The 19,994-nt window shown below is 68.3% G+C and carries 17 protein-coding genes; 11 read left to right on the top strand and 6 right to left on the bottom strand.

Translation table 11 applies throughout. The features are described 5' to 3' along the window. The first annotated feature begins 60 nt into the window (after positions 1 to 60). Both WS49_RS23665 and WS49_RS23660 read left to right on the top strand, forming a co-directional pair. Positions 61 to 831, top strand: a complete 771-nt coding sequence (locus WS49_RS23665) for a hypothetical protein (protein WP_059533845.1) — start codon at positions 61 to 63, stop codon at positions 829 to 831. A 20-nt stretch (positions 832 to 851) separates the two neighbouring features. Further along, the gene (locus WS49_RS23660; RefSeq protein WP_059533843.1) at positions 852 to 1,985 is read left to right on the top strand and encodes a transporter substrate-binding and LysM peptidoglycan-binding domain-containing protein; all 1,134 of its coding nucleotides are present in this window, start codon (positions 852 to 854) and stop codon (positions 1,983 to 1,985) included. Positions 1,986 to 2,078: 93 nt separating this feature from the next. Here WS49_RS23660 and WS49_RS23655 read toward each other — a convergent pair whose 3' ends face one another. Then, entirely contained in the window at positions 2,079 to 3,167 is a 1,089-nt protein-coding gene (locus WS49_RS23655; RefSeq protein WP_059533841.1) for a calcium:proton antiporter, read from the bottom strand. 546 nt (positions 3,168 to 3,713) lie between these two features. On the opposite strand from WS49_RS23655, the gene WS49_RS23650 reads away from it, so the two are divergent. The 4 genes from WS49_RS23650 to WS49_RS23635 all read left to right on the top strand — a co-directional run bounded on the left by WS49_RS23650 (position 3,714) and on the right by WS49_RS23635 (position 8,286). Further along, positions 3,714 to 5,267 carry a 3-hydroxyacyl-CoA dehydrogenase gene (locus WS49_RS23650; protein ID WP_059533839.1) on the top strand — a complete coding sequence of 518 codons (1,554 nt, stop codon included), beginning with the start codon at positions 3,714 to 3,716 and terminating at the stop codon, positions 5,265 to 5,267. Between the two features lie 59 nt (positions 5,268 to 5,326). Next, positions 5,327 to 6,649, top strand: coding sequence for a phenylacetate--CoA ligase PaaK (gene paaK / locus WS49_RS23645; RefSeq protein ID WP_059533837.1), 1,323 nt, complete (start codon positions 5,327 to 5,329; stop codon positions 6,647 to 6,649). A 40-nt stretch (positions 6,650 to 6,689) separates the two neighbouring features. Then, entirely contained in the window at positions 6,690 to 7,490 is an 801-nt protein-coding gene (locus WS49_RS23640) for an enoyl-CoA hydratase-related protein (RefSeq protein ID WP_059533835.1), read from the top strand. A 121-nt stretch (positions 7,491 to 7,611) separates the two neighbouring features. Further along, positions 7,612 to 8,286, top strand: coding sequence for a MarC family protein (locus tag WS49_RS23635; protein ID WP_059533833.1), 675 nt, complete (start codon positions 7,612 to 7,614; stop codon positions 8,284 to 8,286). 195 nt (positions 8,287 to 8,481) lie between these two features. Here the strand turns inward: WS49_RS23635 and WS49_RS23630 are convergent, their stop codons facing one another. The 3 genes from WS49_RS23630 to WS49_RS23620 all read right to left on the bottom strand — a co-directional run bounded on the left by WS49_RS23630 (position 8,482) and on the right by WS49_RS23620 (position 11,286). Then, positions 8,482 to 9,348, bottom strand: coding sequence for a CPBP family intramembrane glutamic endopeptidase (locus WS49_RS23630; protein WP_059533832.1), 867 nt, complete (start codon positions 9,346 to 9,348; stop codon positions 8,482 to 8,484). Positions 9,349 to 9,420: 72 nt separating this feature from the next. Further along, positions 9,421 to 10,077, bottom strand: coding sequence for a VC0807 family protein (locus WS49_RS23625; RefSeq protein WP_059533830.1), 657 nt, complete (start codon positions 10,075 to 10,077; stop codon positions 9,421 to 9,423). Positions 10,078 to 10,221: 144 nt separating this feature from the next. Then, on the bottom strand, positions 10,222 to 11,286 hold the full coding sequence (locus WS49_RS23620; protein WP_059533828.1) for a 2,3-butanediol dehydrogenase: 1,065 nt from the start codon (positions 11,284 to 11,286) through the stop codon (positions 10,222 to 10,224). A gap of 480 nt (positions 11,287 to 11,766) precedes the next feature. On the opposite strand from WS49_RS23620, the gene WS49_RS23615 reads away from it, so the two are divergent. Beyond that, positions 11,767 to 12,249 carry a DUF3331 domain-containing protein gene (locus WS49_RS23615; protein WP_059533826.1) on the top strand — a complete coding sequence of 161 codons (483 nt, stop codon included), beginning with the start codon at positions 11,767 to 11,769 and terminating at the stop codon, positions 12,247 to 12,249. A gap of 23 nt (positions 12,250 to 12,272) precedes the next feature. Here the strand turns inward: WS49_RS23615 and WS49_RS23610 are convergent, their stop codons facing one another. Next, positions 12,273 to 13,472, bottom strand: a complete 1,200-nt coding sequence (locus tag WS49_RS23610) for a GNAT family N-acetyltransferase (protein WP_059533824.1) — start codon at positions 13,470 to 13,472, stop codon at positions 12,273 to 12,275. A gap of 161 nt (positions 13,473 to 13,633) precedes the next feature. Here WS49_RS23610 and pdxR point away from each other — a divergent pair, with 161 nt between their 5' ends. Next, positions 13,634 to 15,106: a MocR-like pyridoxine biosynthesis transcription factor PdxR gene (pdxR, locus tag WS49_RS23605; RefSeq protein ID WP_059533822.1), complete on the top strand. Its 1,473-nt coding sequence runs from the start codon at positions 13,634 to 13,636 to the stop codon at positions 15,104 to 15,106. Positions 15,107 to 15,135: 29 nt separating this feature from the next. Here pdxR and WS49_RS23600 read toward each other — a convergent pair whose 3' ends face one another. After that, entirely contained in the window at positions 15,136 to 16,389 is a 1,254-nt protein-coding gene (locus WS49_RS23600) for an MFS transporter (protein ID WP_059533820.1), read from the bottom strand. A gap of 132 nt (positions 16,390 to 16,521) precedes the next feature. Between WS49_RS23600 and WS49_RS23595 the strand changes: the two genes are divergently transcribed. From WS49_RS23595 to WS49_RS23585, 3 genes are all read left to right on the top strand, one after another. After that, positions 16,522 to 17,397 carry a LysR family transcriptional regulator gene (locus WS49_RS23595; RefSeq protein WP_059533818.1) on the top strand — a complete coding sequence of 292 codons (876 nt, stop codon included), beginning with the start codon at positions 16,522 to 16,524 and terminating at the stop codon, positions 17,395 to 17,397. 235 nt (positions 17,398 to 17,632) lie between these two features. Next, positions 17,633 to 19,213, top strand: a complete 1,581-nt coding sequence (locus tag WS49_RS23590; protein WP_059533815.1) for a trypsin-like peptidase domain-containing protein — start codon at positions 17,633 to 17,635, stop codon at positions 19,211 to 19,213. Positions 19,214 to 19,352: 139 nt separating this feature from the next. Beyond that, on the top strand, positions 19,353 to 19,781 hold the full coding sequence (locus WS49_RS23585; RefSeq protein ID WP_059533813.1) for a VOC family protein: 429 nt from the start codon (positions 19,353 to 19,355) through the stop codon (positions 19,779 to 19,781). The last annotated feature ends 213 nt before the right edge of the window (positions 19,782 to 19,994 follow it).

Raw genomic sequence — 19,994 nt, 5'->3', positions numbered from 1 at the left:
TCGATTGAGCAGACGCAGCTTACGCACGCAGTTCAGTTCGAGGTTCAAGGAGAAAAACTCATGTCGCAGCTTTCGAATGAAGCAAACGGCAGTTCGGGGAGTGGCAAGGCAAAGCTGATCAAATGGGCGATCATCATCGCCGGCGTCGCGATCGCGGCACCGGCCGCGCTGTTCATCCTGAAGGGGATGATCGCGCTGATCACGGCGGCCGTGATCGGCCTCGGGGCGATCTATTTCGCACCGGTCGTCGCGATGAAGTTCGCGAACCAGAAGGTGAAGATGATCGTCGAGGAAGCGCAGTCGAATCCGATCGAGACGCTCATCAACCAGCTCGCGGAAAAGCGCCAGGCGGCGCAGAAATTCGCGGACAGCATCACCGCGTTCCGCACCGAAGTGAAGAACTTCGAGAACAAGACCGAGCTGTTCGAGAAGCAGTATCCGGACGACGCGCCACGCTTTCGCGCGCAGCTCGACACGATGAAGCAACTGCTCGCGTTTCGCGAAAGCCGCTACAAGCAGGTGCAGACGGAACTGAAGAATTTCGCGTCCGCGATCGATCGCGCGAAGGCGATGTGGGACATGTCGCAGGCGGCGCAGCACATGAACAAGCTCGCGGGCCGGCAGACGGCCGATACGTTCGAGCAGATCAAGACCGACGTGGCCGTCGATTCGGTGATGCGCTCGGTGAACAAGGCGTTCTCCGAAATGGAGACGTCGCTGCTGGACAATCCCGAGGTCAAGCAGGCGCAACAGCAGGCGGCGATGAACGGCACGCCCGTGCCCGGCCCCGATGCGGCACGGGCCGCTGCATTGCCGTCGAAACAACAATAACTTCCCGCAGGCACGCAACCATGAAAAAACTTCTCGGTGCAGTCGTGTTTCTGGTGGTGCTCGTCGGCGTATGGATCGTCCACCAGGGCGGCCTGTCGACACTGATTCCCGCGCACGATGCGGCGCCCGGCGCGACGTCCGCGCAGGCGGGCGGCGCAGGCCAGCCCGCGCAGCCGTCGACGTCGGGCAACGTGCTGCCGGCCGGCTTCACGCCGCAGGCGAGCACGCTGAAATCGATCGCCGAAAACGGCGTCGTGCGAGTCTCGGTGCAGAACCCGAGCGAGCCGTTCTTCGGCGAGGACAAGGGCGCGCCGCACGGCTTCAACGTCGAATTCGCGCGGCTGCTGTTCTCGGATTCGTCGTTCTCGCACGGCGGCAAGCCGGTCGTCGTCGATACGCGTCACGAAGTCGACACGTACCCGGGCGTGCCGAAGCAACTGCTCGACACCGATGCGAAGGGCAACCATGTCGTCGACGTCGCGATGGACGGGCTGACCTTCCCGGACAACACGCCGGCGGGCGTAGTCTACTCGGTGCCGTACGTCGACGATTTCGGCTATTCGCTGATCGTGCGGCAAGGCTCCGCGATCCGCTCGGCCGACGATCTGGCCGGCAAGACGGTCGGCATCCTGAAGGGCGACCCGGACGTGCGTGCATTCGTCACGCGCCAGTATCCGAACGTCCGGTTCGCCGAGATCGACGATTCCGACCCGGCGTTCATCGCGAAGAGCCTCGACGGCCATGCGGTCGACGCGTTCATCTACGACTATCCGTTCGCGGTCAGCTCGATCAAGGGCACCGACCTGAAGTTCGCGGTGACCAAGCTCGACAGCTCGAACATCGCGTACAAGATCGGCGTGCGTGCCGACGACCAGGACCTGCTGATCTACCTGAACGCCGCGATCGCGAAGCTCAAGCAGTCGCCGCAGTATCTGGACCTGCTGCGCAAGTACTTCGTCAGCGACCAGGCGATGACGACCGCGGCCGCGTCGGGCGAAAAGACGTACGTGGTGAAGGCGGGCGACACGCTGAACATGATCGCGGCGAGCAAGCTCGGCAGCGGCCAGCGCTATCGCGAGATCCAGCGCCGCAACAACCTCGCGAACCCGAACCTGATCCTGGCTGGCCAGCATCTCGTGATTCCGGTCCGGTAGGCGCGGCGTGAGGCGAAGAGGGTGAAGCGGGGAAGATGAAGCACGGCGCGCGGCACGGCGAATCGTTTTCGCCGTGCCGCGCGCCGTTTTGCGTCAGTGCGTGATCGACAGGAACAGGTAAGCCGCGAACAGCGACAAATGCACGACACCGTGCAGCACCGTCGTGCGTCCCTGGCTGAGCGTCAGCGTGCTGACCAGCAGCGTCAGCGACAGCAGCACGGTTTCCATCGCGCCGATGCCGAGCGTGAGCGGCTGGCCGACCCAGATGAACACGGCCGCGACGGTCGGAATCGTGAGCCCGATGCTCGCGAGCGCCGAGCCGAGCGCGAGGTTCATGCTGGTCTGCAAACGATTCGCGCGGGCGGCGGTGACGGCCGCGAGCCCTTCGGGCAGCAGCACGAGCGCGGCGATCACGATGCCGACCGCCGCTTCCGGCGCGCCGAGTTTCATCACCGCATGCTCGACGGCCGGCGACAGCAGCTTCGCGAGCAGCACGACCGCGACGAGGCTCGCGAACAGCAGCACGAGGCTGATCAGCGCGGTACGGCTGCTCGGCGGCGCCGCGTGCACCGATTCGTTCGCGCTGTCATGCTCGGTGAGGAAGTAGTCGCGGTGGCGCACGGTCTGCACGAATACGAATGCGCCGTACAGCACGAGCGACGCTACGCCGGCGAACGCAAGCTGCGATTTCGAAAAGAACGGGCCCGGCGCGGCGTTCAGGTAGTTCGGCATCACGAGCGACAGCACCGACAGCGACGCGAGCACCGCGAGCGCCTTGCTGGCGCCGCGTCCCTGGAAATCCTGTTCGCCGTGCTTCCACGCACCGACCAGCAGGCAGAGGCCGACGATGCCGTTGCAGATGATCATGACGGCGGCGAACACGGTGTCGCGCGCGAGGCCCGATTTCTCGGGGCCCGCGCCGAGCATCACCGACACGATCAGCGCGACTTCGATGACGGTCACGGCGACCGCGAGCACGAGCGTGCCGAACGGCTCGCCGACGCGGTGCGCGACGACTTCGGCATGGTGGACGGCGGCAAACACGGCGCCGGCGAGCGCGGCGGCGAACACGGCGATGACGAGGCCTTCGGCCGGCACGACGCGCGACAGCGCGAGTACCAGCCATGCGGCAAGCGGGGCCCAGAGGGTCCAGCGCGGGAGCTGGTTGGACGAGAGCGGCATGGACGGTTTCCTATGCGAGTGGCGGCGCGCGACGCGCCGTCACGGGTTGACGAAGCCCGGCCGGATGATCCGCCGAACGAGGACGATGAAGCTGATGCACGGCAGCAGGGAACGGCGCTGCCTCGGGTTCGCCGCCGTGAGGCGACGAGGGGCGCGGGCGGGCCGAGGCCCGTCGCTGGATGAAACGGTTCGATGCGACCGAGTGCCGAAGGCGGGACGCTTGCACCTGACGCCAGACGTGCCGGCGGGACTGAACCGACCCCGAAAGGGCGCGGACGATGGACGGCAACGGCGTGACACGCGGTTTCCCCCTGAAATCCGGCGAATTGTCGAATTTTATCAGGCGTTCGGGGGCCACTATCTCATATTTGGACGCTTTCATTGACCTTTCGGTTTACAAAAAGTGCCCCAATCGTTCGATTTTTTGAGTTTTACAGTTTCCGTAACGGTCTCTTGCACGACAAATTCGGGCTCGCCCTGACATAAATCTACCGACCGGTCGGTTTATAATCGCTCGCACTTCCACTTCATGACGGATCGCAAGCGATGGCTGTTTCTTCTGCACATTCGGTGAATTCGGGCGCGCTGGCGCAATCGGCGGTCGTCGGCGTGATCGGCGCGGGCGCGATGGGCGCGGGCATCGCGCAGGTTGCCGCGGCGGCCGGCCATGCGGTGCTGCTGTACGACCTGAACGAAGCCGCGTGCGACAAGGCGCTGGCCGGCATCCGCGCGCAGTTCGCGCGGCTCGCGGAGAAGGGCCGTCTCGAGCCGGCGCAAGCGGAGGCGGCCGGCAACCGGATTCGCGCGGTGCGCGCGCTGGCCGAGTTTGCCGGCGCGGCGCTGATCGTCGAGGCGGCGGCCGAGCGGCTCGACGTGAAGCGTGAGATCTTCGCGACGCTCGAGCGTCATGTCGACGATCGCTGCGTGCTGGCGACCAACACGTCGTCGATCTCGATCACGTCGATCGCGGCCGGGCTGCGCGCGCCGCAGCGCGTGGCCGGCCTGCATTTCTTCAATCCGGCGCCGCTGATGGCGCTCGTCGAGGTGGTCAGCGGGCTCGCGACCGCGCCGGAAGTCGCGCGGGCGCTGTACGACACGGCCGTCGCGTGGGGCAAGCGGCCGGTGCTGGCGAAGTCGACGCCGGGCTTCATCGTGAACCGCGTTGCGCGGCCGTATTACGCGGAGGCGCTGCGCGTGCTGAACGAGCAGGGCGGCACGCCGGCCTCGATCGATGCCGTGATGCGCGAAGCCGGCGGCTTCCGGATGGGGCCGTTCGAGCTGATGGACCTGATCGGCCACGACGTGAACTTCGCGGTGACCGAGTCGGTGTTTCGCGCTTACTTCAATGACCCGCGCTACACGCCGTCGCTGATCCAGCAGGAACTCGTGAACGCAGGCTTCCTCGGACGCAAGTCGGGCCGTGGCTTCTATTCATATGCCGACGGCGCGACGCCGCCCGCGCCCGAACTCGAAGCGCAGCGCGATGCGCCGGCCGACGTCGCGCTGTTCGCGCAGGACGGCCCGGCCGCCGCGCTGCATGCACGCTTCGCCGAACGCATCGCGGGCTCGCGGCAGAGCGGCGCGCATGCCGACGAACTGCTGGCCGTGGCCGGCCGCGCGTCGATTGCGCTGACCGACGGCCGCACCGCGACCGTGCGCGCCGCGCAAACGGGCGTGGCCGACCTCGTGCTCGTCGATCTCGCGCGCGATTACGCGCAGGCCGGGCTCGTCGCGCTGACGCGCGCGCTCCAGTGCAGCGACGACGCCTATGCGGATGCGGTCGGCCTGTTCCAGCAAGCGGGCTTTCGCGTCGTCGGCATCGCGGACGTGCCGGGCATGGTCGCGATGCGCACCGTCGCGATGCTCGCGAACGAGGCGGCTGACACGGTGAACCAGGGCGTGTGCTCGCCCGCCGATCTCGATCTCGCGATGGAGAAGGGTGTGAACTACCCGTGCGGCCCGCTCGCGTGGGCCGATGCCATCGGCATCGGCCGCGTGCATCGCGTGCTGTCGAACCTCGCGGCGAGCTACGGCGAGGACCGCTATCGCGTGTCGCCGCGCATCGCCGCGCTGCACGCGGCCGGCCGCACGTTCCGCTAGCCGCCGGCAGCCGCACCCCGATCACGATAACGACATCACTCCATTGGAGGAGCACCCCGATGACTCACCCGACGCATCCCGCCGCCGCCCTCGAGCCGATCGAGACCGCCAGCCGCGACGAACTGCAGGCGCTGCAGCTCGAGCGCCTCAGGTGGTCGCTGCGCCACGCGTACGACAACGTCCCGCACTATCGCCGCACGTTCGACGCGGCCGGCGTGCATCCGGACGACCTGAAGACGCTCGCCGACCTCGCGAAATTCCCGTTCTCGACCAAGAACGACCTGCGCGACAACTATCCGTTCGGGCTGTTCGCGGTGCCGCGCGAGCAGGTCGTGCGCGTGCATGCGTCGAGCGGCACGACCGGCAAGCCGACGGTGGTCGGCTACACGGCGCGCGACATCGATACCTGGGCGAACGTGACCGCGCGCTCGATCCGCGCGGCCGGCGGCCGTCCGGGCGACACGCTGCACAACGCCTTCGGCTACGGGCTCTTCACGGGCGGCCTCGGGATTCACTATGGCGCGGAGCGGCTCGGCTGCATGGTCGTGCCGATGTCGGGCGGGCAGACCGAGAAGCAGGTGCAGCTGATTCGCGATTTCGAGCCGAAGATCATCCTCGTCACGCCGTCGTACATGCTGAACCTGATCGACGAGATGGTGCGGCAGGGCATGGACCCGGCCGAGTCGTCGCTGAAGATCGGCATCTTTGGCGCGGAGCCGTGGACGCAGGCGCTGCGCGAGGAGGTGGAGACGCGCGTGGGCATCGACGCGCTCGACATCTACGGGCTGTCGGAAGTGATGGGCCCGGGCGTCGCGTGTGAGTGCGTGGAGACGAAGGACGGCCCGGTGATCTGGGAAGACCATTTCTATCCGGAGATCATCGATCCCGTGACCGGCGAAGTGCTGCCGGACGGCAGCGAGGGCGAACTCGTGTTCACGTCGCTGACGAAGGAAGCGATGCCGGTGATCCGCTACCGCACGCGCGACCTCACCGCGCTGCTGCCGCCGACCGCGCGCGCGATGCGCCGGCTCGCGAAGATCACGGGCCGCTCCGACGACATGCTGATCGTGCGCGGCGTGAACGTGTTCCCGAGCCAGATCGAGGAAATCGTCGTCGCGCAGACGAAGCTGTCGGGCCAGTTCCAGATCACGATCTCGCGCGACGGCCACATGGACCGGCTCGATCTCGCGGTCGAGCTGCGCTCCGAGGCCGCCGCGTGCGTGACCGACGGCGACCGCGCGGCGATCGCGCGCGAGCTGCAGCACCGGATCAAGACGATGGTCGGCGTGTCGGCGGGCGTGACGGTGCTCGGCGCGGGCGGCATTCCCGCGAGCGCGACCGGCAAGGCCCGGCGCGTGATCGACCGCCGGCAGGCCGCCTGAGTTTCGCCGTTCCCTGTTCTACCCCGAGGAAACCTGTTCGATGGATGGATTGAAGACCCTGGCCGTCGCCGTCGATGCGCGCGGCATCGCAACCGTCGCGCTGCAGCGCGGCGACGTGCTCAACGCGTTCGACGAGACGATGATCGCCGAGCTGACCGACGCGTTCACGACGCTCGGCGGGCGCGACGACGTGCGCGCGATCGTGCTGCGCTCGGACGGCCGCGCGTTCTGCGCGGGCGCCGACCTGCAGTGGATGCAACGCGCGAGCGCGAACGACGCGGCCGCGAATTTGCGCGACGCCGAGCGGTTCGCCGCGATGATGCGGGCGATCCGCCAGTGCCCGAAGCCGACGGTCGCGCGCGTGCAGGGCCACGCGTTCGGCGGCGGCGTCGGCCTGTGCGCGGCCTGCGACATCGTGATCGCGAGCGATCACGCGCGCTTCTCGGTCAGCGAGGCCCGTTTCGGGATCCTGCCGTCGGTGATCGGCCCGTATCTGGTCGAGGCGGTCGGCCAGCGCCAGGCGCGCCGGCTCGCGCTGACCGCGACGCAGATCGCGGCCGGCGAGGCCGTCGCGATCGGGCTGATCCACCAGGCCGTGCCGCCCGACTCACTCGACGCGGCGCTCGACAAGACGCTCGCCGAACTGAGCCGCAATGGCCCGAACGCGCTGATGGAAATCAAGCGCTTTTTCGACGCGATCGGCGAGTATCCGCCGTCGGACGAACGCGCGGCGTTCACCGCACAGACGATCTCCCGCGTGCGGGCGACGCCGGAAGCGAAGGAGGGCTTCGCCGCGTTCTTCGCGAAGCGGCCGCCGGCGTGGGAGCCGGTCGCCGAATAAGGGCGTCGCGCGGCCCGTCGGGCCCGGGGGCGCGATTTGCGTCGCGGGCGCGGGCGCTTGCTCTACAATGCGTGACCCCCGGCGCGCCGCCGGCCCAGCCCCGACCGTTTCCTCGCTTCCGATGATCGTCAATCGCCTTATCTCCGAGATCCTGTTCGGCTTCACCGGCCTGATCGGCATCATCAATCCGATCGGCATCGCGTTCCTGTTTCTCGAACGCACCGAGGCGCTGACCGAGGACGAGCGGAACCTGCTGGCGAAGAAGGTGGCGTTCAACGCGTTCATCGTGTTGCTGGTCGCGTTCTTCGCCGGCACGCCGGTGCTGCATTTCTTCGGGATTTCGATGGAAGCGCTGCGGATCGGCGGCGGCTTCGCGGTCGCCGTCGCGGGCTGGCAGATGCTGAACGAGCCTGACGGCCCGGCGGGCGGCGGCGATACGCCGATCAAGCCGATCAATGCGAACGCGATCATGACCCGCGCGTTCTTCCCGCTGACCGTGCCGCTGACGGTCGGCCCCGGCTCGATCGCCACCGCGATCGCGCTGAACGCGAACCGCACGCACAAGCTGTCGGAATTCATGCTGTCGAGCATCGTGTCGATCGCGGTTTCCGCGCTCGTCGCGGTCGTGATCTGGCTGACCTACAGCCGTGCCGCGCTGCTGTCGCGTTATCTCGGCACCGAAGGCACCAAGGTCGCGAAGCGCGTGTCGGCGTTCCTGCTGCTGTGCATCGGCGTGCAGATCATGCTGACCGGCTTCTCCGAATTCCTGCAGCCGCTCGCCGACCAGATCAAGTAACTCCGTTCGTCGTTCGACGCGCAACCCGGGCCGAGCGGCGCATCCGGGCTGCGGGGGCGGCGTTCGTCCGTCCGGCCTTGGCCGGTAGCGCGCGGGTGCACCGATACGCGTTTGCGCGCCGCGGGATACCACGCGACGTCCGGCGGATGCATGCCGCGGCGTTCGTGCCCGGCGCCGCACCGCCGCGCACGGCGTTCAGCGCGCGGCGGCGAGCATCGGGTAGGTGAACAGCCCGAAGTGGATCGCGTTCAGCCCCGCATGCGCGAGCGCGGACGCGAGCAGCCCGCCGCGCCGCCAGGCAAGGCCATAGCCGATGCCGGCCACCGTGCCGAGCACGATCCAGGGCCAGCCGCCGGCCGCGTGCGCGGCGCCGAACAGCACCGCGCCGATCGTAAGCGCGGCCCATGGCCCCCAGCCGAACCGGCCGAGCACGCGCGTGAGTCCACCCTGCACGTAACCGCGGAACAGCGCTTCCTCCGCGAGCGTGACGAGCAGCACGTTGTTGACGAGCCACATCCAGCCCGACGCCGGCCATTTCGGCGCCCAGCCGACCATCCCGAAGGCGAGCGCGCCAGCCAGGCAGGCCGCCGCCGTCGCGACGGCCGCCACGGCGCCGGTGCGCAGCGCGCGTGCCGGCGGGACGTCCGGCGCGATCCACGGCAGCGCCCACAACAGCCACAGACCGACGAGCGGTTTGTCGAAATTCAGGTACATCGTGAACGGCACGGCATCCGGCGTGAAACGCGTCGGTTCGATCACGCGCGGATTGTGGAAGCCGGGGATCAGGTGCAGGCTCAGCGCGATCGCGAGCGCGGCAAACACGACGTGCGCGCCGATCCGCACCGCGACCGGACGGCCCGGCGCGACGCCCCAGGCGGCGGCCACGAGCAGCGCGAGCGGCGCGAGCACGATCGGCTCCAGCTTGCCGAACGCCAGCGCAGCGGCATAGCCGAGCGCGGCAAGGGCGATGCTCAGGCCGTGCAGCGGACGCTGCCACGCGAATGCGGCGGCCGCGAACAGCGCGAGCCAGATCGTGGCACACGGGAGAAGCGAGAGAGACATGGGGCGATGCAGGGTCGGACGAAACGCCGCGCATCATACCCTAGCGGCCGTGACATGCCGCCGGGCGGGCGGTCAGCGGCCGGCGATTTCGGTGATGCCGTCGCGGCCAGGGATGTCGACGCGGTTGCGCTCGCGCATTCGCCGCCGGTACCAGAAGGTCCACAGCAGCAGCGTGCCGAACACCGTGTAGCCCATGATCGGCGACACGACGAGCACGCGCTCGACGGGCCAGGTGACGACCATCCACAGGCGCAGCAGCATCTCGAGCGTCATGCACGCGCCCCACACGAAGGTCATCAGCCGCAGCATCTGGCGCAGCCCCGGCTGCTCGGCCCAAACCGTCTCGAAACGCGCGGCGCCGCCGGCCATCTCGCGGGCCACCGTCGCGCGCGCGAGATAGAAAATCAGCGGACGATCGCGGAACAACGACAGCAGGAACACGACGCCGATCATGCCGGACGCGAGCGATTCACGCATCAGCAGCGTGCGCGCACTGCCGCCGAGCGCCATGCCGGCGATCGACAGCGCGATGCCGAGCAGCACGATGGCGGCCACCGCATCGATGCGGCGGGAGCGGATGAATTCGACGATGGACCAGACGATGGGCGGAATCGCCGACGCATACAGCGCGCCGGTTTCGCCGAAATACGGATGCGCCGCCCGGTATGCGACCCAGGGCAGCAGCAGGTTGACGACGAGTTCGAGGATCAGGCCGGCTCGTGGTTTCACGGAAGCGGGCGCGCGGGCGGCGCGCGGGGCGGTGATGTCGCTTCGAGTATATCGAAGTCCGACCCCGCGCGCCCGCGCCCCGTGCCGTTGTGCGCGCACCGGAAACGGGCGGGGACATGTGCCGGTTGGCCGGTCCCCGGTTCGTCAGGCGGTCGCGGGCTGGACGATGATCTTCACGTTCCGGTCCTTGTGGTTGACCAGCTCCTCGAAGCCGTGCGTGACGATGTCGCCGAGGTTGATGCGTCCGGTGATCAGCGGCTGCACGTCGATGCGGCCGTCCGCGATGAAGCGGATCACGTCCGCGAATTCGCCGTTGTACGCGAGCGAGCCGATCACTTCCTTCTCGGTCGACACGATGTCGAAGAAGTTGAACGACGTCGGCTCCTCGAAGATGCCGACCATCACCGACTTGCCGGCCTTGCGGATCACGTCGATCGCGAGCTGCGCGGTGGCCGTGTGGCCGATGCACTCGAACGACACGTCGGCACCGTAGCCGCCCGTCAGCGCCTTGACTTCCGCGATCGCGTCGGACGCCTTCGGATCGATCACGACCGTCGCGCCGACTTCCAGCGCCTTCTGCTTGCGCGCGGCCGACATTTCCAGCGCGATCACGCGTCCGGCGCCCGCGGCCTTCGCACACATGATCGTGCAGAGGCCGATCGTGCCGGCGCCGACCACGACGACGGTCTGGCCGACGATGTTGCCGGCCTTCTTCACCGCATGCAGCCCGACGGCGAGCGGCTCGATCAGCGCGCCGGCTTCGGTCGGGAAGTCGTCGGGCAGCTTGTACAGCAGTTCGGCCGGCACGTTGACGAATTCGGCGAACGCGCCGTTGTTCATCAGCCCGGTGAACGCGAGGTTTTCGCAGATGTTGTACAGCCCGTGCCGGCAATACCAGCAGGTGCCGCAATGCTGGCACGCGTCGGCCGTCACGCGTTCGCCGACCGCGAAGCCCGTCACGCCGGCGCCGAGCGCCGCGATTTCGCCGCTGAATTCGTGGCCGAGGATGCACCGGCCCTTCAGGCCCGTCAGCGGGTGCGGCGCGTCGACGGGGATGAACACGGGTCCGGCGACGTACTCGTGCAGGTCGGAGCCGCAGATCCCGCACCAGTGCACGCGGATCTGGACCCAGCCGGCCGGCGGATGCGCCGGAACGGGAACCTCCTCGACGCGGATGTCGTTGCGGCCGTGCCAGACGGCGGCCTTCATGCTGGGAGCGGTGTTCGGTGCCGGTGTACTCACGTTGCTGTCTCCGTCAGGTTGTCGTCGGACGCGCGGCAAGGGGGGCGGCGCGTCCGTCGCGCGATTGCGCGAGCGACCGACATGCAGGAACGGGGCCAGCCCGAATCGGCGGTCGAGTGGCGACGGAGCGGGAGGGGCGGTGTGCGGTGCAGCATCCGGTTTTGCGGCGAGATCAGGGCGTGCAGAGCGAATCGCACGTGAAACTTGCTGCGCTTGCGACGGGCTGGAACGCGTGAGACGCCGGGACATTCGTCTCAGCCGATTGAGACGAAACGCGAGACGCTGCCACCGCCGTCGGGCAACCCATTGTGCCGATCGGCGAAACGCATCGTTGCACGCTCCACCTCTTTACTTGAAGTTAACTTCAATTTGTATCATCTGCGGCAATGTCCGATCGCGTGCGTGCGCGGCGCGACTCGTTTCAATCTTCACGGAATGTCATCCAGCATGCCAAACCTCATCGAAAGCCTGATCTGCGAGTACGTGTCGTACCACATGCTGGTAGCCGACGAGCGGGACGCGATGCCGTTGTCGCCAGAGGTCGGGATGGCCCGGCAGTCGGAGCGTACCGATCGCGCGCCGTTTCCGGAGCCTGTCGCGCCTGGCGTTTCACCGTTGCGGCCGCAACTGTTCGTATCGGTTCTGGAGGCTGGCGACGACGGCTTGCTGGTGCGCTGGAGCGAAAGCGGGCGCTGCCATTACGGCGAGCAACGCTGGCGCTTGCGCGTCGCGTTGCAGCCGGGCCGCTGCGCGATCTCGGGGCAGGCGATCGAGCCGGGCGAACCGGTGTACCGGCCGGTGCGGCGGCCGGTGCCCGTCAACGGCGACGAGATGATCCACCCCGCGTCGGTGCCGCCCGCGGCCGGCGCCGCGTGTCACGTTGCCCCAGCCTGCGGCGAGGCGACGGATCCGGTCGACGCCCTGGGCTGAGCGCGACCGGTCGCCCCCGCGCGTTACTTGAGATCCTTCCGGTACTGAATGAACCCCGCGTTGGTCGCGAGCTTGTCGTACAGCGCGCGCGCCGTCGTATTGGTTTCGTGCGTGAGCCAGTACACGCGGCTTGCGCCGGCTTCGCGGGCCCGCTCGTACACGGCTTCGATCAGCGCACCGCCCGCGCCTTGTCCGCGGGCGTCGGCCGCCGTGAACAGGTCCTGCAGATAACAGTACGGCCCTTCGGTCCAGCATGAGCGGTGATAGATCGCGTGCACGATGCCGACCAACGTGCCTGACGCGTCGAAGGCGCCGAGCACGAACATCGGTTCGGTGGGGTCCATCAGGCGCGCCCACGTCGTCGCGAACACGGCGTCGCTCAGCGCGGTCTCGTAGAAACTCTGATAACCCTGCCACAGCGGGCGCCATGCGGCTTCGTCGGCGGCGACGAGCGGTCGGACCGTGACGCGCGTCGCGTCGTTCGCGCTGCCGGCTGCGTCGCGCGCACGAGCCCGCGCGTGGCGGATCGCAACGAGCGACTCGCGCTGCGTACCGTTGGCGTCGAAGTTCTCCGGCGCGAGCCAGGCTTCGAACGCGGCGCGCACGTCCGGCCATTCGCCGTCGACGATCGAGAACCACGCCGTGTCGCGATTGCGGCCCCTGTAGATGATCGCCTGCCGGAACGTGCCCTCGTAACGGAAGCCGAGCCGCGCGGCCGCCTTGCGCGACGGCTCGTTGAGATCGTCGCACTTCCATTCGTAGCGCCGGTAGCCGAGCGTGTCGAACGCATATTTCATCAGCAGGTACTGCGCTTCCGTCGAAATCGGCGTGCGCTTGAGCAGCGGCGAGAACGTGACGGAGCCGACCTCGATCACGCCGTTGGCCGGGTCGATGCGCATCAGCGCGAGCGTGCCGACCGCTCGGTTCGTCGCGCGGTCGATCACCGTGTAGTGCAGCGGATCGGCGCTTGCCGCCGCGCCGCGCGCGTAGTCGCGGTAGCTCGACTCGTCGGTGTACGGCCCGTGCGCGAGATAGGTCCAGTCGCCGCCATCGGGCGCCTGCGCATACGCGGCGTACAGGTCGGAGGCATGGCGGTCGGCGTCGAGCGGTTCGAGGCGGCAGTAGCGGCCCTCGAGCACGATGCGCTCCGGGCGCGGGCGCGCGGACCAGTCGGGAACGGGGTGGCCGATGGGCTGCTGGAAGTCGTTGGTGAGCGTGGACAAGGTCGATCTCGCTTCGGTTGGCGGCCGGCGACATGCCGGCATGCAGACGATCGTAGTCCCGGCGAGGTACCATGAGAAGCGCCAGATGATGGCAAATTTATGGTGCCACGGACGCGCGACGATGGCGCCATGCACCGAGACTTCCACGCCGCGATATTCCGATGACGACTGCCATTCCTTCCGGCGCCGCGCCGCTGCTGCCGCTCGACGCGCCGCTCGCGCGCACGGCCGGCGCGCCTTCCTTGCAGCGGCAGTTGCTGCGTCGTCTACGCGACGCGATTCTCGGCGGCGCGATGCCGGCCGGCACGCGGTTGCCCGGCACGCGCGCGCTGGCCGAGACGCTCGGCGTGTCGCGCAACACGACCGCGGCCGTCTACGAACAGCTCGTCGCGGAAGGCTTCCTGCAATCCGATCGTCGTGGCACGCGCGTGGTCGGCCTGTCGCGGCCGGCCGCACCGCGTCGGCGGGCCGCGCCGCCGGCCGTCGCGCAGCGGCTCGGCCGGATCCGTCCGAGCCTGATCGGCACGGGCGAATCGGAGGGCTTCCGGCCGGGCGTGCCCGCGCTGTCGCATTTTCCGGTCGATGCGTGGCGGCACGCGATCGACCGCGCGTTGCGCCGCGCCGGCCGCGACCTGCTCGCGTACGGCGACCCGCTCGGCGAGCGCGCGCTGCGCGAGTCGATCGCGCGCCATCTGGCCGTGACGCGCGGCGTGCGCTGCGATCCCGAGCAGATCGTGATCACCGAGGGCGCGCAGGGGGCGATCGCGTTGTGCGCGCAACTGCTGACGAACCCGGGCGACACGGTCTGGGTCGAGGAGCCCGGCTATCGCGGCGCGCGCACCGCGATGCAGGCGGCCGATCTCGACGTCGTACCGATGCCGGTGGACGCGGAGGGGCTGCGCGCGGAAGACGCGGACTGGCGCGAGCGGCCGCCGCGGCTCGTCTACACCACGCCGTCGAACCAGTTCCCGACCGGCGCGGTGCTGTCGATCTCGCGCCGGCTCGCGCTGATCGACGCCGCACGCCGGCATCGCGCGTGGATCATCGAGGACGACTACGACAGCGAGTTTCGTCACACGGGCGAGCCGATCGGCGCGTTGCACGGGCTCGCGGCCGATTCGCCGGTCGTCTATCTCGGCTCGTTCAGCAAGACCATGTTTCCGGCGTTGCGGATCGGCTTTCTCGTGCTGCCCGACGCGCTGCTGGCCGCGGTGCGGCCGGCGTTGCCGGAGATGCTGCGCGGCGGGACGCGCCACGTGCAGCTCGCGCTCGCCGATTTCATCGAGACGGGGGAATACGGACGGCATCTCGGGCGGATGCGCCGGTTGTATCGCGACCGGCGGCGCTTGCTGCTCGCCGCGCTGGACGACGCGTTCGCCGTGCCGCATCAGGTCGAGGGCGGGCCGTGCGGGCTGCATCTGGCGCTGCGGCTGCCGGCACGCTATCGCGACCGCGCGATCATCGAGGCGGCGCGCGCGCACGGGATCGGGCCGTTTCCGCTGTCGGGATTTTCGATCCACGCGACGTCGGCGGCCAACGGGCTCGTGCTCGGGTTCGGCAATACGTCGGCCGATGCGTTCGCGCCGATGCTGCGGACGTTGTCGACGATCGCGCATCGGGTCGCGGGAGAGTGAACCGCAGCCGCGTCGCCGCGAATCGGAACTTACCGCACGCGTTCCTCGCGCATGATCCGGCGTGCAGCCGCCAGGCCGAGCACGAGCAGCACCGCGACATACGCGGCGACCGCGCCCCACGCACCGTGCTGCCAGAACGTGCCGCCGACCGAGCCCAGCACGCTCGACCCGAGGTAATAGGCCAGCAGGTAGAGCGACGCGGCGTGCCCCTTCGCAGGCCCCGCGAGCTGCCCGACCCAGCCGCTCGCGACCGCATGCGCGACGAAGAAGCCGATCGTGATCAGCACGATCCCGACGATGATCGCGACGAGCGAATACGATAACGTGAGCGCGAGGCCGGCTGCGAACACGAGAATGCCGCTGACGAGGACGGGCGCGCGCCCGAGACGATCGGCGAGTGCACCGGCGCTCGACGACGACACCATCCCGAACAGATAGGCGCCGAAAATCAGCCCGCATGCGGTCGCGCTCAGGTTGAACGGGGCGGCCGTCAGCCGGAACCCGGCGTAGTTGTACACGGTCACGAACGCGCCCATCACGAGGAAACCGATCGCGAACACGAACGGCAGGCGCGCGTGATGCAACTGCGCGCTCCACAGCCGCAGGTGGTGACGCAGCGTCAGGTCGGTTCGCTTCACGAAGCGTCGCGACTGCGGCAGCAGCATCACGAACGCGATCGCCGCGACCAGGTCGACGACGCCGATCGTCAGCATCGCGGTGCGCCAGGAGAAATACTCCTCGAGCGCGCTCATCCCGATTCGCCCGATCATGCCGCCGAACGCGGTGCCGCCGACATAGAGCCCCATCGACAGGCCCAGCCCGTCGGCGGCGATTTCCTCGGCGAGATAGGCCATCGCCACTGCCGGGACGCCGCCGAGCGCGAAACCTTCGAGCGCGCGCCAGATCAGCAGCAGGTTCCAGTTCGGCGCGACCGCCGAGAGCACGTTGAACAGCGCCGCGAGCGTCATCGACGCGAACATCAGCCCGCGTCGGCCGAAGCGTTCGGACAGCGCGCCGGCACACAGGATGGAGACCGCCAGCATCCCCGTCGACAGCGACAGGGACAGCGAGCTCGACGCCGCGCCCAGGTTGAACTCGCGCGCGAACGCGGGCAGCAACGGCTGCACGCAGTACAACAGCGAGAAGGTGGAAAAGCCGGCCAGGAAGAGCGCCAGTGCAATGCGCTTGTACGCCGCCGAGCGCGGCGACACGCCGGCGGGCAGCGCATCCGGCACGGCGCTCGGGGCGCGAGTCGCGGTGGACGAAATCGCGGGATTCGACATGCTATGTACCCGATGGGCTGGGGAATGTCCGAATTCTTGCGCACGATCATATATATGTCCAATATATGAAAGAAACCGTAGCGATACTTTTTAAGAATGGCTCGATCGCCATTTCCATCGACCCGAGATCACATGGAACTTCGTCATCTCCGATACTTCCTGGCCGTGGCGGCCACGTCGAACTTCACGAAGGCCGCGGAAGCGCTCGGCATGGGGCAGCCGCCGCTGAGCCAGCAGATCAAGGCGCTCGAAAACGAACTCGGCGTGGAGCTGTTCAGGCGGACCGCACGCGGTGCCGAGCTGACCGTCGCGGGAGAGGTGTTCGCCGAGGAGGCACGGCGCGTGCTCGACGATGCGGAGCGCGCCGCGCGCGCGGCAAAACGGGCCGCGCGTGGGGAAATCGGGCAACTGCGGGTCGGTTTCACCGGGACGGCGGCCTTCAATTCGAAAGTGGCCGACCTGATTCGCCGCTTTCGCGAAGCGTTTCCCGATACGGACCTGACGTTGCAGGAGGCGACCTCCGGCGTGTTGCTCGAGGCGCTGGAGGCCGGGCGGCTCGATGTCGCGATCGTGCGGCCGGAGCGTCGCATCGCGGATACGTTGCTGGCCGCGGATTGGGACGAGGAGGCGATGTTCGTCGCGATGCCGGTCGCGCATCGGCTTGCGCAGCGGCGTCGGATCGATCTGGCGGAACTGGCCGACGAGGCGTTCGTGCAGGTGCCGCGCGAAGCGGGCAGTGCGCTGTTCGACGACATCGTCGCGGCGTGCAATGCCGCCGGCTTCCAGCCGCGCATGGCGCAGCCCGCACCGCAAATCGCGTCGGCGGTGACGCTCGTCGCGGCCGGGCTCGGCGTGTCGATCGTGCCGAAGGCGATCACCCAGGTGCAGGTCGCCGGCGTCGTGTACCGGCAGGTCGCGGGCAACGGGCTGCGCGCGCGGCTCGCGATTGCGTCGCGACGCGACGATCCGTCGGCGGTGGTGCGCAACTTTCTGCTGCTGGCCTGGTAGCGCGGGACGTACTTCGCCGCGCGCATCGCCGCGATGGCGGGTGAATGTTCCGATTGACGAACCGTGAACTTTGCCCGGAACGAACGCTGTCGCGGCTCCGACGCCGCGCGACGACCCGGCATGCGGGTTTCGATTCGTATGTTCCGCATGCTGCGTGGACTATAAATGGAGGGGTGTACCGGTGCTTGTCGGCGCCCGCGCGGGGCGGGGCCGCGACTGCCGGGGGAGGTGCACCGTGGTTCGCCAGACGCTTGCTCGCGCCGTGCTTCGCACCGCGTTGATCGGGGGCGTATTCGCCTCGTTGCTGTCGCCGTCGGCAGCCGATGCCGGAACCGTCGCACCGCCCGCCACACCGCCTGTCATGAAGAGCCGGCTCGCCGCATCGCCTCACGCGATGCCGGTCGACTTCCCGACGATCGTCGACCGATACGGCCCGGCGGTCGTGACCATCATGACCGCCGCGCCCGACCAGCAGGCCGGTGGCCCGTCCTTCGCGATTCTCGATTCCGACGATCCGCTCGCCGCGTTCTTTCGCCGCGGCGGTCCGCCGACGTCCGCACAGGTTCCACCGGCGCCCGATACCGCGCCGCGCACGCTGTCGGGCAGCGGCTCGGGTTTCATCGTCAGCGCCGACGGGCTGATTCTCACGTCCGCGCATGTCGTCGACGATGCGACCGACGTCACGGTGCGACTCGCCGATCATCGCGACCTGAAGGCGACGGTGCTGGTCGTCGATCCGCAAAGCGACGTCGCCGTGTTGCACGTCGACGCGACGAAGCTGCCGGTCGTGCGCATCGGCGATTCGTCGCGGGTGCGCGCCGGCGAACCGGTGATGACGATGGGCGCGCCGGACGGCTCGGGCAACACGGTCACGGCCGGCATCGTCAGCGCGACGTCGCATGCGCTGCCCGACGGCAGCGCGTTTCCGTTCTTCCAGACCGACATCGCGGTGAATCCCGACAACTCGGGCGGCCCCGTGTTCAACCGCGCGGGCGACGTGATCGGCATTGCGGTGCAGGTCTATACGGGCGCCGACCGCTACGCGAGCACGACGTTTGCGATTCCGATCGCGCTCGCCGTGAAGGTGCGTGCGCAAGTGCAGGCGCAGATGCGGGCCAGTGCGCAGACGCAGCGCGCGTCGTCCGGCAACGCGTTGGGTGTCGACGTGCAGGACGTCGGCGCCGGGCTGGCTGCGGCGTTCGGCCTGCCGCGTCCGGCGGGCGCGCTCGTCAACGGCGTCGATCCCGGCTCGCCCGCCGCCGCGGCCGGCGTGAGGCCCGGCGACGTGATCGTGAAGTTTGGCGGCAAGCCGATTGGCCGGTCGGCCGAACTGAACGACCTGGCCGCCGAATTGCCGCCAGGCGCCAAGGCGCCGCTGCGGGTGATCCGCAACCGCGTGCCGATGATGCTGACGGTCACCGGGGTGGGGACCGGCGATGCGATCGACAGCGCGGGAGTGACGGGGAGCGGGGGCAATGCGGGCAGCGCGGGCACGGTCGGCGCGGGCGGTGCCGCCGGCGTGGCGATGGCGGCACCTCGGGCGGCTGACAGCGGCGATCGGCTCGGGCTGACGATGCATCCGCTGAGCGACGCCGAACGGCGTTCGACCGGGCTCGCGGTCGGGATGATGGTGGATGCGGTGCACGGGCCAGCCGCGAACGCGGGAATCCGGCCTGGAGATGTCGTACTCGAACTCAACGACACGCTGCTCGAAACGCCGGACGACGTGCAGTCGCTCGAAGCGAAAGGTGGGGTGATCGCCGTGTTGATTCAGCGCGAGAATGCGCGGAAGTTTGTGTCGGTGCGGGCGCGGTAGGGGTGTTGAGGGGGGCGTGGGCGGAGAGCGTCGGCGTGCGGCCGACAAGAGACGCTCGATCGAGCCAGCTAGTACATGAACACTACGCTATTCGATATAGTTGGACACGCACAGCAGCCATCCATCTCGAAGGACACCAATGATCGACCACGTCTATATCTCAGTCACCGACATCGACAAAGCGATGGCGTTCTATTCGGAAGCCTTGAAGCCCCTGGGCTGGAAAGTGTTCGGCAACTACGACTCCGCCTCGGGCCCGGATGGCATCCCGGATCTTTACGGCATTGGCGACGATGTTTACGGTGGCGGAAAGGGTGTTGGATCGAGCATCTGGCTACGTCAACGCAGGCAAGGTGAGACTGGCCTTTACCTCGGGATCGTCTGCGACACGAATGAACTGGTTGACGCCGCCTACGCAGCAGCAATTAAAGCCGGCGGCATCGATGAGGGGAAGCCAGCAGATCGTACCTACTTCGCCCCCGGATACTACGCCGCCAATGTTGCTGACCTGGATGGCAACCGTCTTGAGTTTGTACATAAGGCGTGGAACCCCAAGCGAAACTCGTAGCAATTCATCAAATATGAGAAAGCCGGGGCTGCCAACACCGGCGTCCGGCGATCCTTTAGCGAATGTGCTGCGCGACTGACCGAAGCGGGTCGATCTGCGCCGGTGGCGTGTTGCAGGGCGGCGGTCGGCCGCGATCGGCCGAGGCTGTGTAAAAACAGCAGCGTCGGGCATAGAGCACCGGCGTCAGGGGATTCGCGCGGCGCCACTGTGCTC

Source organism: Burkholderia sp. RF7-non_BP4, from assembly GCF_001521935.1.
Classification (GTDB): Bacteria; Pseudomonadota; Gammaproteobacteria; order Burkholderiales; family Burkholderiaceae; genus Burkholderia; species Burkholderia diffusa.
The sequence above is the reverse complement of the archived record's forward strand: the minus strand, read 5'-3'. Positions and strand labels throughout refer to the sequence as shown.

Coding starts and splice junctions, on each gene's coding strand:
- WS49_RS23665 (WP_059533845.1), top strand. CDS start 61: ATGTCGCAGCTTTCGAATGAAGCAAACGGCAGTTCGGGGAGTGGCAAG.
- WS49_RS23640 (WP_059533835.1), top strand. CDS start 6,690: ATGGATGGATTGAAGACCCTGGCCGTCGCCGTCGATGCGCGCGGCATC.
- WS49_RS23600 (WP_059533820.1), bottom strand. CDS start 16,389: ATGTCGAATCCCGCGATTTCGTCCACCGCGACTCGCGCCCCGAGCGCC.
- WS49_RS23620 (WP_059533828.1), bottom strand. CDS start 11,286: ATGAAGGCCGCCGTCTGGCACGGCCGCAACGACATCCGCGTCGAGGAG.
- WS49_RS23585 (WP_059533813.1), top strand. CDS start 19,353: ATGATCGACCACGTCTATATCTCAGTCACCGACATCGACAAAGCGATG.
- WS49_RS23635 (WP_059533833.1), top strand. CDS start 7,612: ATGATCGTCAATCGCCTTATCTCCGAGATCCTGTTCGGCTTCACCGGC.
- pdxR (WP_059533822.1), top strand. CDS start 13,634: ATGACGACTGCCATTCCTTCCGGCGCCGCGCCGCTGCTGCCGCTCGAC.
- WS49_RS23660 (WP_059533843.1), top strand. CDS start 852: ATGAAAAAACTTCTCGGTGCAGTCGTGTTTCTGGTGGTGCTCGTCGGC.
- paaK (WP_059533837.1), top strand. CDS start 5,327: ATGACTCACCCGACGCATCCCGCCGCCGCCCTCGAGCCGATCGAGACC.
- WS49_RS23595 (WP_059533818.1), top strand. CDS start 16,522: ATGGAACTTCGTCATCTCCGATACTTCCTGGCCGTGGCGGCCACGTCG.
- WS49_RS23630 (WP_059533832.1), bottom strand. CDS start 9,348: ATGTCTCTCTCGCTTCTCCCGTGTGCCACGATCTGGCTCGCGCTGTTC.
- WS49_RS23650 (WP_059533839.1), top strand. CDS start 3,714: ATGGCTGTTTCTTCTGCACATTCGGTGAATTCGGGCGCGCTGGCGCAA.
- WS49_RS23615 (WP_059533826.1), top strand. CDS start 11,767: ATGCCAAACCTCATCGAAAGCCTGATCTGCGAGTACGTGTCGTACCAC.
- WS49_RS23655 (WP_059533841.1), bottom strand. CDS start 3,167: ATGCCGCTCTCGTCCAACCAGCTCCCGCGCTGGACCCTCTGGGCCCCG.